General features: G+C 39.8%; 17 protein-coding genes and 1 pseudogene. 5 read left to right on the top strand and 13 right to left on the bottom strand.

Annotated elements, in window-relative coordinates; translation table 11 throughout:
- Positions 1 to 166 precede the first annotated feature (166 nt).
- Positions 167 to 622, bottom strand: a complete 456-nt coding sequence (locus tag SGI74_05940; GenBank protein ID MDZ4677034.1) for a hypothetical protein — start codon at positions 620 to 622, stop codon at positions 167 to 169.
- 281 nt (positions 623 to 903) lie between these two features.
- Here SGI74_05940 and SGI74_05935 point away from each other — a divergent pair, with 281 nt between their 5' ends.
- The 4 genes from SGI74_05935 to SGI74_05920 all read left to right on the top strand — a co-directional run bounded on the left by SGI74_05935 (position 904) and on the right by SGI74_05920 (position 3,792).
- Positions 904 to 1,458 carry a cob(I)yrinic acid a,c-diamide adenosyltransferase gene (locus SGI74_05935; protein ID MDZ4677033.1) on the top strand — a complete coding sequence of 185 codons (555 nt, stop codon included), beginning with the start codon at positions 904 to 906 and terminating at the stop codon, positions 1,456 to 1,458.
- A 2-nt stretch (positions 1,459 to 1,460) separates the two neighbouring features.
- Positions 1,461 to 2,063: a nitroreductase family protein gene (locus SGI74_05930; GenBank protein ID MDZ4677032.1), complete on the top strand. Its 603-nt coding sequence runs from the start codon at positions 1,461 to 1,463 to the stop codon at positions 2,061 to 2,063.
- Positions 2,064 to 2,283: 220 nt separating this feature from the next.
- Positions 2,284 to 2,985 carry a hypothetical protein gene (locus SGI74_05925; GenBank protein MDZ4677031.1) on the top strand — a complete coding sequence of 234 codons (702 nt, stop codon included), beginning with the start codon at positions 2,284 to 2,286 and terminating at the stop codon, positions 2,983 to 2,985.
- A 30-nt stretch (positions 2,986 to 3,015) separates the two neighbouring features.
- Positions 3,016 to 3,792: a hypothetical protein gene (locus tag SGI74_05920; protein ID MDZ4677030.1), complete on the top strand. Its 777-nt coding sequence runs from the start codon at positions 3,016 to 3,018 to the stop codon at positions 3,790 to 3,792.
- Here the strand turns inward: SGI74_05920 and pgeF are convergent.
- Genes pgeF through SGI74_05900 form a run of 4 tightly spaced genes read right to left on the bottom strand, consistent with a single transcriptional unit; the run spans position 3,789 to position 7,180 of the window.
- Entirely contained in the window at positions 3,789 to 4,553 is a 765-nt protein-coding gene (gene pgeF / locus SGI74_05915) for a peptidoglycan editing factor PgeF (protein MDZ4677029.1), read from the bottom strand. The genes SGI74_05920 and pgeF overlap by 4 nt on opposite strands.
- Positions 4,502 to 5,470: an RluA family pseudouridine synthase gene (locus SGI74_05910; GenBank protein ID MDZ4677028.1), complete on the bottom strand. Its 969-nt coding sequence runs from the start codon at positions 5,468 to 5,470 to the stop codon at positions 4,502 to 4,504. The genes pgeF and SGI74_05910 overlap by 52 nt, the downstream gene beginning before the upstream one ends.
- Entirely contained in the window at positions 5,467 to 6,228 is a 762-nt protein-coding gene (locus tag SGI74_05905) for a helix-turn-helix domain-containing protein (protein MDZ4677027.1), read from the bottom strand. Before SGI74_05905 ends, SGI74_05910 begins: the two co-directional genes overlap by 4 nt.
- Positions 6,188 to 7,180 (bottom strand): P-loop NTPase, encoded by a 993-nt coding sequence (locus SGI74_05900; protein MDZ4677026.1) that lies wholly within the window; start codon positions 7,178 to 7,180, stop codon positions 6,188 to 6,190. Before SGI74_05900 ends, SGI74_05905 begins: the two co-directional genes overlap by 41 nt.
- Positions 7,181 to 7,360: 180 nt before the next feature.
- Between SGI74_05900 and SGI74_05895 the strand changes: the two genes are divergently transcribed.
- The gene (locus SGI74_05895; protein ID MDZ4677025.1) at positions 7,361 to 8,170 is read left to right on the top strand and encodes a class I SAM-dependent methyltransferase; all 810 of its coding nucleotides are present in this window, start codon (positions 7,361 to 7,363) and stop codon (positions 8,168 to 8,170) included.
- Here the strand turns inward: SGI74_05895 and tsaB are convergent.
- The 8 genes and pseudogenes from tsaB to tsf form a co-directional block, all read right to left on the bottom strand.
- Entirely contained in the window at positions 8,167 to 8,826 is a 660-nt protein-coding gene (gene tsaB, locus SGI74_05890) for a tRNA (adenosine(37)-N6)-threonylcarbamoyltransferase complex dimerization subunit type 1 TsaB (GenBank protein ID MDZ4677024.1), read from the bottom strand. The genes SGI74_05895 and tsaB overlap by 4 nt on opposite strands.
- A complete protein-coding gene (gene rseP, locus SGI74_05885; protein MDZ4677023.1) occupies positions 8,826 to 10,472 on the bottom strand; it encodes an RIP metalloprotease RseP in 1,647 nt (548 codons plus the stop codon). Before rseP ends, tsaB begins: the two co-directional genes overlap by 1 nt.
- 93 nt (positions 10,473 to 10,565) lie before the next feature.
- Positions 10,566 to 11,663: a 1-deoxy-D-xylulose-5-phosphate reductoisomerase gene (dxr, locus tag SGI74_05880; GenBank protein ID MDZ4677022.1), complete on the bottom strand. Its 1,098-nt coding sequence runs from the start codon at positions 11,661 to 11,663 to the stop codon at positions 10,566 to 10,568.
- Positions 11,660 to 12,475: a phosphatidate cytidylyltransferase gene (locus SGI74_05875; protein MDZ4677021.1), complete on the bottom strand. Its 816-nt coding sequence runs from the start codon at positions 12,473 to 12,475 to the stop codon at positions 11,660 to 11,662. The genes dxr and SGI74_05875 overlap by 4 nt, the downstream gene beginning before the upstream one ends.
- Complete coding sequence (locus tag SGI74_05870) at positions 12,472 to 13,224, bottom strand: isoprenyl transferase (GenBank protein ID MDZ4677020.1); 753 nt, start codon at positions 13,222 to 13,224, stop codon at positions 12,472 to 12,474. The genes SGI74_05875 and SGI74_05870 overlap by 4 nt, the downstream gene beginning before the upstream one ends.
- Positions 13,225 to 13,240: 16 nt before the next feature.
- A complete protein-coding gene (gene frr, locus SGI74_05865; GenBank protein ID MDZ4677019.1) occupies positions 13,241 to 13,774 on the bottom strand; it encodes a ribosome recycling factor in 534 nt (177 codons plus the stop codon).
- A 20-nt stretch (positions 13,775 to 13,794) separates the two neighbouring features.
- Positions 13,795 to 14,532, bottom strand: a pseudogene (gene pyrH, locus SGI74_05860) (UMP kinase).
- A 5-nt stretch (positions 14,533 to 14,537) separates the two neighbouring features.
- The gene (gene tsf / locus SGI74_05855) at positions 14,538 to 15,188 is read right to left on the bottom strand and encodes a translation elongation factor Ts (GenBank protein MDZ4677018.1); all 651 of its coding nucleotides are present in this window, start codon (positions 15,186 to 15,188) and stop codon (positions 14,538 to 14,540) included.
- Positions 15,189 to 15,231: the final 43 nt, after the last annotated feature.

Genomic DNA, 15,231 nt, shown 5'->3' with positions numbered 1-15,231 from the left:
GAGCATCCATTGAGCCAATTTGAATTGCTGGAAGTTTATGCTGATCAGATCTCTCTCGGATTTCTTTAAGAATTGCATCCTCGGGTTGAAACACTTCTTCGGCGTAGGCTGCGACGTTGGGGTCGTCCATTCCAAAAACTTTTTTCATATTATCCTTTTAAAGGCATTAGTTGATTTTTACGAGTTCAAGCTCTTTGTTGCCGGGAACATAACGATAAACGTTTAAGTGTGCAACGAGATCGCTATCAAAACTTGTGGCGAGGATTTCAAGTTTATTGTCGTTATCGATATCATCGATGGCAAGATTGGTGACTGAACCGTTAAAGGTGAAATAGCCGTCTTTTTTATCAGGCAGTCTTATTGAGGAAAGCATTTTTTGAGGATCATAAACTTCAAGAAATAAACCTTCATCTGTTTTTACTTTGAGAATTTGAAGACTTTTGCCGTCATTAATAAGATCAGCTGAGGCCACAGCTAAAATTACGCGATATTGGGGCCGAAATACTGAGCGTGCCTGACTGCGAAGATCGCTATCGAGCACCACAACGAAGAAACTGGCTAAAAGAATCACTGATAAAAGTCGGCCCCAGGGCCATTCTTTGATGAAACTGAGTTTACTCATTAAGGGTGCTCCTTGATTGATCGTTGTTTCCATGACGTTACTTAGAGCAAAGTGGGGGCCAAGTAGGATTGGATGGTATTTTTAAAAAGAGCAGTGATTTTAATGAGTTGCATTGATTTTGGATTGATCATAATACGAACAGGCAATGACTCTTTTGACAGATACTAGACAGTTATGATTGTGTTGATGACCTAAGGCTCTAGATTAACAGCCTTTTTTGCGACATCGTCGTATATGTGCGCCTGTGTTGCGATTGTATAAATATTCAACAGGAGTTTTTGGTGAGTGCTCAAGGGCAAATTCATGTTTATACCGGTGATGGTAAAGGCAAAACCACCGCAGCAGTAGGGCTCACGATTCGTGCAGCGGGTGCAGATCAGCAAGTTGCGTTTATTCAGTTTGATAAGGGTTCTGAAGCAGAAGATTTTTACTCAGAGAGAAAGATTTTAAGAGCACAGACGAATATAGATGTGCAGCCCACGGGTAAAATTCGCATGATGCCCACTGGCCAATTTAGATTTAGTAATAGCCCGCCTGATTTTGAAGAAGCAAAACGGGGTTTAGAATTAGCTGCAAAAGCTGTGAGTAATCAAAAATACCAACTTGTGATTTGTGATGAAATTCTCTCTTGTATACTTACAACACTAGTTAAAGAGGATGATGTATTAGAACTACTCGATGTTTTTGAAAAATCAGGTCGTACTTGTGATCTTGTTTTAACAGGTAGAACATTGCCTGAGGCAATTAAAGCGCGAGCTGATTTGGTTACAGAAATGAAGCTTATAAAACATTATTTTAATAAGGGTTTACCTGCCCGAAAAGGAATTGAGTTTTAAATATGAGCAAGATTGACGATAAACAGGTGGGTTTTTTATTAGATTTAATGAAACAACGTCGAAGTATTCGCAAATACAAAAAAGACCCCATTCCAAAAGAACTCATTGATAAAATTTTAGAAGCAGGATTTTGGGCTCCCTCAGGAAAGAATCTTCAGAACTGGCGCTTCTTTGTTGTCACAGGCAAAAAGCGAGATGAGTACTTAAAGTATAGCCAAAAATCTTGGCTTGGTATTAAAGACATTTTAAAAGCGAAATTAAAACCATCATTATATGAGTTCACCGAACGCTTCTTTTTCACCCTTGGCGATGCCCCTGTCTTGGTTTTTTGTTATACAAAAAATGATCCCAATGAACGTTATTTAACGAGTGTTGGAAGTGTTTATATGGCTGTTCAAAACATATTATTAATGGCGCAAGCAAATGGTTTGGGGACTTGTTCCATGGGAGCTCCTTTAGAAATCAAAGAAGAAGTCGATGCTTTTATTGGTAAAGAAAACGTTCAGGGCTTAGAGCTTCTCTGTGGAATAGTAATGGGATACCCAGATCACACACCTCCAGCTGCGCCAAGACAAATTGAGGGTCGTATAAACTGGCTTTCATAAAAACAGTCTCTACTTATAGAGCTTTTTTCAGGTGTTTAAATTCTATACAACTTACCGCCCTCACAAATTTCCAATTTATCTTAATTAAATAGCTGATTCATAAAGCCAATTCACAATTGTAGCTTTCGGTTTGTCATTGGTTTGTACATTGCAACTTTGAGCCATCAAGAGGGTATGAATAACGGTTTCATTGATACACAAGATTGCTAGGGAGTTAATTTTGAGAACATCGATTATCACTGTTTTTACGGTACTTGGTTTAATGATGGCGATCACAACCTTGGCCTATGGGGCACAACAAGCTGGCGCGGTAACAGATGATATAGTTGTATCTCCAAATAAGAAATCATACTCACAGTTGAGAAAGAGTAAGGGCTTACAATCTTTTGCTCTCATTTCGTTAATTGAAAAAAAAGATGAATATAAATCATTAATTGAAATTGAAATGGCACTTCAAAAAAAATTGCAATTAAATCTCACTACAACGACTAATGCGTCTGAGATAGCAAAAATTAAAATACGATTTCAACGCTCTTTAAGAGCTGCTGAATTGTTTGAGAACGAGTGGCTTGACCAAAAGCATGAGCGGCTAGTTACTTTGATGGGTATAGCGCAGGCCTATAAAGAGTCATTAGAAGAGGGGTCTGTAGATGAAAACACAGAAAAAATCTACGGGAAAGTTAAAAAGGCTTTAGATCGTGAGCTTTTGATTCAAGAAGAAATGGTTTTGACACGCACAAAAGATAATAATTTATATCTTCGAATGAACCAAGACCTTGCATTCGGCTCAATGTTATTAAGCACTTTAAATAAGTTTGATGCTGATCGACTCAAAAAAAATAAAATCAATAACCCACCAAAAAATGGACAACCAGTAGTTGATGTAACGACTTTTTATAAAAATCCGGGCCGAATACATTAATTTAATTATTAAAACATAAGGAGCAGGGAAATGAATAAAGAGTTGTTAAAATTAATCGGTGTAGGGCTTATGGTTTTGGGTGTTGGTATCAAAGCACCCGCTCAACTAGCGACACCAAACGCCCAGATTGATGCAGACAAATTAGCTGATACAGCCAAATTAACTGGGGCAATAAATGCATTTACGATATCAAAAATCGAAAGTACAAAATGTTATTCTAAAGATTCAAAAAAAGTATTCGGGGCAATTAATACAGCACTTTCAGTGGTTAAAGCAAAAAGGTCAAAAATTAAATCACAAGAGTCTTCAGCTGCATTGCAGGCACAGTTAACTAAAGTTGAGTTAGAAGAATTAAGTTGGGCTAGCTATAAATTGGATTCCGCAAGTGCTTGGGTTCGTAGATCGATTATCACTAAGTTCTCAAGTGAAAAAGTGGGTGGAGAATATCGAATAACTCAAATTGGTGATACCCTGCTTACGCAACCAATTACTGAGACAAAAGTAGGTACTTTTGCATACGAATTTAATAAATATATTGCTAGAGCTGAGACTTTAGAAAAAATCACAAAAACTTTGCGCGCGAAATTTGACAGCGAAAAAAACAAGCAAGGTGATCTATATGTTAAAATCGGAGCTGCGCTAACTATTGCTGAAGAAAGATTAAAAACAGTCGGTGATTACAAAAAATCACTTGATGTAAAATCTTGTAACGCTTCTATTGCTAAAGCCCCTGTAACAGCTCCTGTTGCGGCCCCCGTTGATAAATCAAAGCCAGCAAATCCGGCAGCACCGGGGCGACAAAGTTAAAGGCGATAGATTACGCCTTCAAGTCGCCCATTAGCAGCGCTATCGCGGCGATAACTATAGTATTTTTCAGAGTTACAATGGGTGCATTCGTTAAAAGAAATACAGTTTTTAGCTAAAATACCCAATTGATTGAGGCGATAAAGTGCAAGTCCTGAGAGATGAATAAAATTTTTATCAGAATTTGAGTGTTTTAAGACCATTCTTTTTTTAATATCACTTGGAAGTTCATGGCCATGGATTTGGCTAAGAACATTTGAAACATCTTTACCGACCTCAAAATGACAAGGCCCAATGCTCGGGCCAATAGCAATTTTAAGATGCTCAAGCCTTGCGCCTTGTTTAATGAGATCGCCGATCCAGTTTTCAATAATGTCATTGCTGAGGCCACGCCATCCTGCATGGCAAGAACCTATCACATTCTCATCATATGCTAAGAGTGGAAGACAGTCGGCTGTATGAACTGTTAGTGCAATACGCGAGTGTTTAGTGACAGCAGCGTCTGCTTCGATCACGCCAAGAGTTTCATTTTTAATTTTAAGGTATTCTTTTTTATCTTCGATATTAAGTACGCGATTGCCGTGAATCTGTTTTAGGGCCACTAGTTCTACTTCGGCGGGAAGAGCGGTTTTGATTTTTTCTAAGCTGAAATTTTTATTATAAAATGACGCATGAATTTTGGATTGCTCGGGCCATGGATTAATAAAATCTTTCACTTTAACTTCTTGAGCCCCTCGATGAGTTGCAGTAGATCGTCGGGCCATGGTGTCTCAAAGGCCATATACTGTTTTGTGCGAGGATGCTCAAATGCAAGTTCTGCTGCGTGTAGTGCGTGGCGTGGAAGTGTGTTCATTATTTTTTTAAGATCATTATTTGTAATAAGTGTTTTTTGTCTTCGCACACCATAAATTTGATCACCCAAAACAGGATTTCCCATTTCACTTAAATGTACCCTGATTTGATGAGTCCTTCCGGTTTCAAGTTTTACATGAATAAGACTGGCTTGATTTTTATACGTTTCAATTACTTCGTAATGGGTGATGGCGTGTTTTCCATTTTCTTGAGAAGAAAAAGCTTTGCGATGCACCGGATGTCGAGCCAAGTTTGATTCAATCGTTTTTGATTTTTCTTTTGGAACTCCGGCTACGATTGCCAAATACATTCTATGAATGTCGTGGGCTTTAAATAAATCTGAGAGATGTTTATGAGCCTTATTGCCTTTAGCTACAACTAATACACCGCTTGTATCTTTATCTAAGCGATGCACAAGTCCCGGACGTTCAACACCGCCAATGTCGCTAAGATCTTTAATATGAAAAAGAAGACTGTTAACAAGTGTCCCATCAGCGTGCCCAGCAGCCGGGTGTGTGACGAGGCCCGCAGGTTTGTTTACAACAGCGACATCATAATCTTGGTATAAAATTTCAATAGGAATATCTTGTGGCAAAATTGTCGACACAACAGTTTCAGGAATATCGATATCAATAACCTCACCACCTCGTAAACGATAACTCGCTTTTACTTTCAGTGGTAAAACGCCTGAGACGCGAACCTTATTTTTTTCTATAAGTCTTGTGGCTTGATTTCTGGTCTGAATTTCAGCAACACTTGCGAGCCAGACATCGAGTCGCATCCCTGCAGATTCGGAAGCGACCGTCTGAGTGACTCGTTTAGAGCTCATTTTTTTGACAATTCTTTTATGGTTTTTAAATACGACGAAGAAACTTTTTCTGGGTTCAAGCCAAGTGCTTTTGCCAGCTGTACTAAAAAACCTCTCACAAATACGGTGGCGGGAAGACAGGCATAATCATTGGTCTCGATTGCTGTCAAATAGGGTCGACTTACTTTCGTCACCTCTGAAACCTGATCAAGTGAGATGTTTTTATAAAGCCTGATTTTATTAAGGGTTGGCCCTGTGAAGTCTTCAAGTGTTTTGAGGGAAGTTTCAAACTCAGTATTGATTTTGTATTTTCCAAATCGAGTGGTGACCACAGTTTCATCTTGTGGTGCGTGTGTGTGTGAGTAAGTTTGTTGTTGAGGATTTTGCATTTGCTCAACTTGTTGTGCTGTTCGTTGAGTTGTAGTTTCGCTAAATGCTTGGTGGGCAATGCCACTTGGAATAGCAAAATCTTCCTGCGTAGTTTGTGCGATGGTTTGTGGTGCCGCTATAATTGTGGGTTGTGAAAACTCATCCTCTGGTGGCGCACCTGTTTTGTCATAATGTTTTCTCTTAAACTGATTGCTCAAAACAGAATAAGCTTCATCAATAAGTCGTAAAAGTTCTTGTGCTTCTTCTTTGTTCATCAGGGAATACAGCGCGGGACTATTTGTGCTGTAGGTAGTGCGAGCCTTATTGTAAGCTTTTAAAACATCTTCTTGAGAAGCGTTTGGTTCAATTTCAAGGAGTTCGTAATATGACTGCTCGTGGAGATCTTTCATCGTTGTCCAAGTGTTTGGCCATTTGTGCAAATGTCTGTACGAGACTATTATAAGGGCTTTCTAAGATTAGCGGGCGCCTTTTTCGTACTGATTGCCAGACGGCGTTATCGTAATCCAAGTATCCAACATATTCTGCTTCAATACCAAAATATTTTTTACAAACACTACTAATTGCATGGCCCACGTCGACATCATTTTTGGTTCTCACTTGATTCATAATGAGATAAATTTTGAATTTCTCGACTTCAGCCTTGAAAGCCTCACCATATTGAGGATTTTGTGCGGCAATTTTATTGATTAGATCATTTGGCGTCCTAATTCCAAGGGCGTTTTTATGATCCATAGCTTGTTCTACAAGTGAGGTTAGCCCTATTTTTGACTCTACACCCTTAATCCACTTAAAATATGCGGCTTTTATAAATCGATATGCATTTTCAATGGAAGTGGGTTCTGGGGTCAGGGCAATGAGTGGTTTTCCTGCCATAAGAAAATAATCCAATGTGGAACTATGTGTTCCTGCACCCAGGTCGATGAGGAGATACTCACCGGGCAGATTTATGAGTTGTCTCATGAGTTGTGTGTGTTGTTGATCAACAATATTGGCTGCTGAGACTGCGTCATTTGCACCACTTATAAATGAAAGGCCGGGTAGAGGTGTTTCATTTATAATTTCAGAAAGCTGAGTAACGCGGCCGGAGAAAAAATCGCTAAGTGATTTTTTTGGAATGTCACATCCCAAGCATGTGTGGAGGTTTGCGCTTCCTAAATCGAGATCAACAATTGTTACTCTTTTACCTGCGCGTGCGAGAGAGAGACCGAGGCTTGAAATAATGAAACTTTTACCGATGCCGCCTTTGCCGCCACCAATAGCCCATATTTTTTTATTGTGATTGGGTAAAATGAGCTTTGATGTAGCATCACTAATAATAGAGTGAGCTGTGCGTTTAGACATTTGAATCTCCTCACATTTTTATCGGTGAATCCTGAACTAAACTAGAGGGTTCTGGATTTTTCGCTTAATACCTAGACTAAGGTTTAGTGAGTATGGTGTGTGGGTAAATAAACCACTGGTTTTCTTAGCAATAATTGTTATAACCATCCCATTAATTCGATTTACCCAGAAGTAGGTAGTGTGAAAAAAGAAAAATATCTTCACGGTTACTCACAAACTGAACAAGCTAGACTCTACGATCAGGCGAAATTTCTCGAACCACACTTCTATGATTTGATTGATTTTCGAAAATCAAAATCGGTGTTAGAAATCGGATGTGGTGTTGGTGCACAGACCAAAATTCTGCTTAAAAAATTTCCACATATTAAAATATCTGCAGTGGATCGAGAACTTGGGCAAATTCTACAGGCAAGAAAGTATCTGGCGAATTATATTAAAAAAGACAAAGTAGAACTGCATCTACAAGACGCACTTAACCTTACGCTTGATAAGAAAAATTTTGATGGTGCATTTATCATGTGGTTTTTAGAACATGTTCCGTCACCCTTAAAGGCATTGAAAGAAATCAAAAAACATCTTAAGCCAGGCGGTACGATATTTTGTACTGAAGTGCAAAATGCATCATTTTTTCTTGAGCCCCACAGCCCTGCAATCATCGAATTTTGGAATATTCTTAATGAGGTTCAAGTGGCATTGGGGGGAGACCCATACGTCGGCGCAAAACTTGGCAATCTTCTCCAAGAAGCTAAATACAAAGATATTCAAATTCATGTAAAGCCGTTTTATTTTGATGCGCGAACAGTCAAACAAAGAAAAGAATTTATCGAGTATTGGACGGGAATTATGTTAAGTGCAATTCCCGCTATGAAATCCAAAAAAAGAATTTCTTCCAACCTCTTTAAACAAATGAAAAAAGAAGTAATGATCATTAAAAAATCAAAACAGAGTGTTTTTTATTATACGGCTGTGCAAGCGGTTGCTAAGGCTTAGGTAGATTTTTTCTGTAATTTTTCAACGACATCGGGTACTCGTACATAACTGGGCTCAACCTCTTGCCACCTTTGAAATCGATCTTGGTATTTCTTCTCTATCGTCATCAAAGCCAAATCTACAGCCTCAGGTACAGTAATTTTTAATTTTTTTGATTTTATTTCAGGAGGAACTTCTCCCAAAACGAAAACCTTAGGTGAAATAGTCGCTAATACTTTTTCAATAGAAATGGCTTGAATGGCAGGGCCAGTGCTGGTGATTTCTTTTCCATCAGATTCATACCACTGAAAGTACAACAGCGATTTATGAGCATTGAGAACACAAACAATTTTGCCTTTATGTTTACGCGCGCCAAAAGCCATTACGTCTAATGAGTGTGCTGCAAAAAGAGGAATATTGAGTGTGTAACACATGGTTCTTGCTACATTGACGGCCATTCGACAACCCGTGAAACTACCCGGGCCTTTATCAACGGCAATTGCTTTAAGATCTTTGGGATTTGTTTTTGTTTTTTGAAGCAACTTTTGAATAAACACAGTTAACACTTCGCTGTGTTGAACCTTTTTTTCCCATTCAATTTGATCGATTATTTTATTGTCCTTGAGTACAGCTAAACTACCTCGATCTGTTGAGGTGGTGAGCGCGAGTATCGTCATCAAGAAGCAAAGAAACGAACGATGTCATTAAACATTGAGAACACCATCAATGCCAAGAGTAGAAACATTCCCACTTGTTGCATAGCCTCGATTTTTCTAAAGCTAAGTGGTGTGCCTTTAAAAAATTCGATGGTGTAGAACAAAAGATGTCCGCCATCGAGTACGGGAATGGGCAAGAGGTTTAATATAAAGAGGTTGATTGAAATAATTGCCATGATTTTCAAAAATGGTGAAACGCCTATGCGCCATGTGTCGCTAGCAAGTTTTCCGATCATCAAGGGGCCGCCAATACTCTTGGTAGAAACTTTTCCTTGAGCTAGTTTTACAAAACTCAAAACAGTAAGTTTTGTCCAGTGGACAGTGTCGTTAAAACCACGGGCAAACATATTTCCAGGATTTGCTTCTTTGGCAATAAATGTTTCTGGAGTGGCAAACACTAGTCCGGTAACTACACCCAAAGCGTAGTTTTGTTGTTCAACGCCGGTGTTGTCGGTTTGTTTAAGTAGGCGCGGTGTTACATTAGCAGACATGAGTTTACCAGAGCGGAAGTACTCAACTTTTAGTGCGCCGTCTGTTTCTTTATAACCTTGAACAATTTTTACAACATCTTCCCAGCGTTGAAGTTTGTGACCGGCAATTGAGATGAGTTTATCGCCCAGCTGAATTCCCGCTTCTTCTGCTGCTGATTTTGAAATCACACTTGAAAGGTAAAGATCACTTGGTTCTAAACCTGATAGAGGGTTGCCTTTTTCTATTTCAAGAGTGATCTGAAGTTTAGGATTCCCGGCTCTTTCAATCTCAAGTGCAACCGTAGGTTGACTTTTTTGTTCAGCCTGAATAAGTGCGCTTTCTAGTTCACTCCAAATTGAAATTTCTTTTCCATCGATTTTACGAACGATATCTCCTGTGCGAAGACCCGAGCGTGAACCACTGGAGAGGGGGTTATTCACACCAATAGCAGAGGCGCGCTTTAAATAAGTGAGACCCTCTATATCGCCAACATGGGTTGCGGAGCTGAGAATATTTTTGTTAGTGATGGGTTGAGGTGTTACTTGAAGCGGAAATTCTTTACCGTCACGGTTAACAACAATAGTTGATTGTTTTCCATGATTTTCTTCAATGAGTTTTTTAAAAGTATCCCAACGATCGATGGGTGTGCCATTGACCAGTTTTAATGTGTCATCAGTGCGAAAGCCAGCTTGATAAGCAGCACTTCCAGGAAACACATCACCCACTCTGGCAGATAATACTTCCTCGCCAACAGCCGCAATAATGATAAACAAGAAAAGTGCGAAGAATGCGTTCATTAGCGGGCCTGCTAAGACAACTGCAATTCGTTGCAAAACTGGTTTGTGGCTAAATGAATATTTTTGTTCTTCAGTTGAGATTGGCGCTGTAAAATCATCACCAAACATTTTTACGTATCCGCCAAATGGAATCATGCTGATGCAATAAACAGTGTCGCCTACTTTTTTCTGAAGTATTTTTCGACCAAATCCAAGTGAGAAAACCTCAACTCTTACGCCAAAAAATTTAGCAACGCTGAAATGACCGAGTTCATGAACAAATATCAAAACGCCCAATAAAATAATAAATGGGAGGATGAAGGATGTGCCTTGGCTGAAAAAATTTAAAATTGTGTCCACTAGTTACCCTTTATTAAGAGGAAATAAATAAGGTGGCGCAATCATCAAGCGGCACCAACATTTATATAGTTTACTTGAGGTTGGAGCTAAGGGCTAGAGGGAAGCTATGTTTTCTTGGGCCTTTTTTCTGGCCCATGCGTCAATTTCGAATATTGAGTCGATGGAGATGGCCGTGCGTGGTCCTTGCGCTAAGGTCTTGGAAATGACCCCAGAAATGCTTAAAAATGGAATTTTCTCGCGTAAAAATGAATCCACCGCAATTTCATTAGCGGCATTTAAAATAGTCGGTAATACCCCCCCTTTGTCTAAGGCCTCTTGAGCTAAGCGAAGACAGGGGAAGGTCCTGTTATCAACGGCTTTAAATTCTAATTTTTGAAGAGCAATCAAATCTAAGGGCTTCATCGCGTTATCTTGTCTTTGTGGATAATAAAGTGCGTATGAAAGAGCACCTTTCATATCGGGTTGCGACATATGCGCAAGCTGCGAGCCATCAATAAATTCAACGATGCCATGAATTATACTTTGAGGATGTATGATCACATCAATTTTTTTGGGGGATAAATCAAAAACCCATCTTGCTTCAATAAATTCTAAGCCTTTATTCATCAGCGTTGCAGAATCAATTGTGATTTTTGGTCCCATTTTCCAATTAGGGTGCTGAAGCGCTTCATCCACGCTCACTTTTGCAAGTTCAGATTCAGATTTTCCTAAAAATGGTCCGCCACTACCGGTGATCCAAAGTTTTCGTACTTGATCAATAGGATGACCTTGGAGTGCTTGAAATAGTGCGTTGTGTTCACTGTCGACTGGAATAATTTGAGCGCCATACTTTTTTGCTTCAGCAGTTAGAATCTCGCCACATGTGACAAGCGCTTCTTTATTTGCAAGGGCAATTCTTTTTTTAGCCCGAATTGCAGCAAGTGTTGGTTTGAGTGCTGCAAAACCAACAATAGCGATCACTACACAATCTACATCAGGCCTAGTAACTAAATCTTCAAGCTGTTGTTCACAATCAGGCTTTGAAGTAAGAACCGTGTGTGGGACTTTAAATTCCAGTGCTTGTTTTTCTAGTGCTTCAAAATTTGTGTGTGCCGCGAGGCCTACAATTTTAATTTTTCCTTGAGAGCGTCTGACAACTTCAAGGGTGCTTTCACCGATACTGCCGGTGCTGCCTAAAACAACTATATTCAAGAAACCACCAAGTACTTTGCATAAATATAAATAAAGGGTGCGCCAAAAAGTAAACCATCAAGTCTATCAAGCAAACCACCGTGACCAGGCATAATATGCCCTGAGTCTTTTGCATGAAAACTTCTCTTGATCATAGACTCACAGAGATCACCCAGTTGAGCAAATATTGAAGTAAGAATGCACAGTGCGAACATTAAAAAGAGATCTGTTTCTTTGAGTAAGAGTTGTCGAATAATTAAACCCACAACGACGCTTGCAAACAATGAGGCAATTGCACCTTCAATTGATTTTTGTGGGGAAATTCGCGGAAATAATTTTGTTTTTCCATATTTTGCGCCTGCAAAATAAGCAGCTGTATCACCTGCAAAAACAGTAACGAGAGAAAAAATAAACCATTCAAGGCGATCAGAAAGTCGTGCGAGAAGGCAAATATAAACAGGGCAAACACCAGCATAGAGAATTCCTAATAGCGAAAGTCCCGCTTTGTTTACCAGTTCTTCTAATGAAACGTGAGTATCACGCGCTAGATAGAGAAAATGTACAAAGATCAACATGGTGCAAATAACAAAGCTGTGGAGGATCCAATCATTTCTAAAAATGCTGATTGTGAATGCCATGAGGCCTAGAGTGATGAGATAGACTCTTGTTACTCGGTAGCGATCGCCCACGAGGGCCATTTTCCCATATTCATAGAGACCTAAAAGTGCCATCGAAAATACTGTGAGTGCTATGCCATTGTATCCACCAAATTGGATGATAGCGACAACGCCGATGATTGCGATGATGGCACTTATGGCGCGAATTTTTATCATATGAGTTGTGCCTCCTGGTGTTGTTTTTTTAGAGGCTCTTTGATTTGGTCATCGGTGAGTCCGAAGCGCCGTGTGCGTTTGCCAAATTCTTCAAAGGCCTTTGTTAATTCTTGTTCATCAAAATCAGGCCACAATGTATCGGTAATGTAAAGCTCGCTGTACGCTGCTTGCCACATAAGAAAATTACTCAATCGGTATTCACCACTGGTGCGTATGATTAATTCAGGATCTGGCATTTGAGCGGTGAAGAGTCTCTCGTTAATATGTTGTTCTTGAATATCTTGAGGGTTAATAACCCCTAGTTTTGCATCTTGTGCAATTTTTTGAATAGCCGAAACTAATTCTTGGCGAGAGCCATAACTTAAAGCAAATGTCAGGTTGAGACCTTTGTTTTGGCTTGTGATTTCAATAGTTTCATACAGCGCATTTCGAACGTGTGAAGGAAGACTATCAAGATCTCCGATGGCAAAGAGGCGCACGTCATTTTTCATGAGTGTTTTACGTTCGCGTACTAAATATTTTTGAAGAATGCGCATGAGAATACTAACTTCGTCTGAGGGGCGTCCCCAATTTTCTGCACTAAAAGCATAAAGTGTGAGGTATTTAACGCCAAGTCTTCCGCATTCTCTGACAATATCTCTAACTCTTGCGCTGCCACGGATATGACCGAATAGTCGAGGGCGCCCGCGATGTTTTGCCCAACGGCCATTTCCGTCCATGATGATTGCCAAATGTTGGGGAATCTTCATAAAACTCCAAAGATTATTAGATGGTCATGATGTCTTTTTCTTTTGCGGCACAAAGTTGGTCAACTTTTGAATTGTAATCGTCGGTGACTTTTTGAATTTGCTCACCGGCTTTTTTGTGATCGTCTTCGGTGATTTCTTTGTCTTTCAATAAATCTTTAAGCAAATCGTTTGCATCACGACGAGCCATACGCACAGCTACGTGACATTCTTCTGCAATTTTTTTCATAACTTTTGTAAGGTCACGACGACGGTCTTCGGTGAGATCGGGAATTTTTAAGCGAATGACTTTTCCGTCGTTCATGGGATTAATTCCTAAATCACTTTTTTGAATAGCTGTTTCAATTACCTTTAGCAAATTGACTTCCCAAGGTTGAATGACAAGAAGTCTTGCCTCGGGTGTAGAAAGTGAAGCTACTTGTGATAAAACTGTGGGAGTTCCGTAGTAATCTACTTTAATACCGTCGAGCATGGCTGTTGAAGCACGTCCCGTGCGAAGCTTGGTGATTTCACCCTTAAAGCTCTCAATGGATTTATCCATTTTGGTCTTCATTTCAGTTACGATCGTATTAATCACAAAGGTTCTCCTCGTACGATGGTTCCAACTTTTTCGCCCTCAACAACACGTTTAATATTGCCGGGTTTGTTCAAGTTGAAAGTAATAATGGGCAAATTATTATCCATACAAAGGCTTATGGCTGTTTAATCCATGACCTTGATATTTTTTTGCAGCACTTCAATATAGGTAAGCTCTTCAAACATGACCGCATCTTTATGTTTTTGCGGATCTTTATCGTAAATTCCATCTACTTTTGTGGCCTTTAGAATTACTTCAGCATTAATTTCCATTGCCCTTAAAGCAGCTGCAGTGTCTGTAGTGAAAAAAGGATTTCCTGTTCCAGCTGCGAAAATAACAACGCGAGTTTTTTCAAGATGTCTAACCGCGCGTCTTCGAATATAGGGTTCTGCAAGTTCATGCATTTCAATTGCTGATTGAACTCGAGTCAAAACATTATTTCGCTCAAGCATATCTTGGAGTGCGAGACTATTGATTACAGTTGCAAGCATACCCATGTAATCAGAACTTGCTCGATCCATTCCGTTGGCGGCAGCAGCAATACCTCTAAAGATATTGCCCCCACCGATAACGATGCCCAGTTCAACTTTCATCTCAATAACAGTTTTGATTTGCGAGGCGATAGACTTTAAAACATCAACATTGATGCCGTAGCCGTTTTCGCCCGCCAATGCTTCGCCACTGAGCTTAAGTAAAACGCGTTTGTACTTGGGTTTACTTACTGAAGATACCAAGGGAATTAACCTTTCGCCGCTTTTGCGACTTCGTCAGCAAAATTCTCTTCTTTTTTCTGCAAGCCTTCACCCATCACCATGCGAACAAAGCGGCGTACAAAAATATTCTCACCAAGTTTTGCGACGGTTTCTTTTTGAAATTGAGATACCGTTTTATCAGGATCTTTCACAAAAGGCTGATCCATCAAACAAATTTCAGCTAAGTATTTTTGAATTCGACCTTGAACCATTTTCTCAATTACGTTTGCAGGTTTTCCACTTGCAGCGGCTTGAGCTTTTAAAATCTCTTCTTCTTTTGCAACGACATTACCTGGTACTTCTGTAGCATTTACAAACTGTGGACCAGCCGCTGCAACATGCAGGGCAATGTCTTTAGCGAAGTTTTTAAAGTCTTCGGTTCGTGCAACAAAGTCAGTTTCGCAGTTGATCTCCACGAGAACGCCGATTTTACCATCGCCGTGTATATAAGAAAGCACTACACCTTCTGCGGCAGCGCGCCCCGATTTCTTTTCAGCCGCACTGAGGCCTTTTTTACGAAGCCAATCAATTGCTTTATCTATGTCGCCAGCGGTTTCGGTGAGGGCCTTTTTACAGTCCATCATTCCGGCGCCAGTTTTTTCACGTAAGTCTCTTACGGCGGATGCTGAGATTTCCATATTCAACTCCTTTTACTTCTCTTCAGTTGTAGATTCAGTTGTT

This window comes from Oligoflexia bacterium (assembly GCA_034439615.1).
Taxonomy (GTDB): domain Bacteria; phylum Bdellovibrionota; class Bdellovibrionia; order JABDDW01; family JABDDW01; genus JAWXAT01.
This window is presented reverse-complemented; position numbering and strand designations above follow the sequence as displayed.

Excerpts from the sequence above, each read along its gene's own strand:
- SGI74_05940 (MDZ4677034.1), bottom strand. The coding sequence starts at position 622 with ATGAGTAAACTCAGTTTCATCAAAGAATGGCCCTGGGGCCGACTTTTA.
- frr (MDZ4677019.1), bottom strand. The coding sequence starts at position 13,774 with ATGAAGACCAAAATGGATAAATCCATTGAGAGCTTTAAGGGTGAAATC.
- tsaB (MDZ4677024.1), bottom strand. The coding sequence starts at position 8,826 with ATGACGATACTCGCGCTCACCACCTCAACAGATCGAGGTAGTTTAGCT.
- SGI74_05875 (MDZ4677021.1), bottom strand. The coding sequence starts at position 12,475 with ATGATAAAAATTCGCGCCATAAGTGCCATCATCGCAATCATCGGCGTT.
- SGI74_05870 (MDZ4677020.1), bottom strand. The coding sequence starts at position 13,224 with ATGAAGATTCCCCAACATTTGGCAATCATCATGGACGGAAATGGCCGT.
- SGI74_05905 (MDZ4677027.1), bottom strand. The coding sequence starts at position 6,228 with ATGAAAGATCTCCACGAGCAGTCATATTACGAACTCCTTGAAATTGAA.
- SGI74_05930 (MDZ4677032.1), top strand. The coding sequence starts at position 1,461 with ATGAGCAAGATTGACGATAAACAGGTGGGTTTTTTATTAGATTTAATG.
- SGI74_05920 (MDZ4677030.1), top strand. The coding sequence starts at position 3,016 with ATGAATAAAGAGTTGTTAAAATTAATCGGTGTAGGGCTTATGGTTTTG.
- tsf (MDZ4677018.1), bottom strand. The coding sequence starts at position 15,188 with ATGGAAATCTCAGCATCCGCCGTAAGAGACTTACGTGAAAAAACTGGC.
- SGI74_05900 (MDZ4677026.1), bottom strand. The coding sequence starts at position 7,180 with ATGTCTAAACGCACAGCTCACTCTATTATTAGTGATGCTACATCAAAG.
- SGI74_05910 (MDZ4677028.1), bottom strand. The coding sequence starts at position 5,470 with ATGAGCTCTAAACGAGTCACTCAGACGGTCGCTTCCGAATCTGCAGGG.
- pgeF (MDZ4677029.1), bottom strand. The coding sequence starts at position 4,553 with ATGGCCCGACGATCTACTGCAACTCATCGAGGGGCTCAAGAAGTTAAA.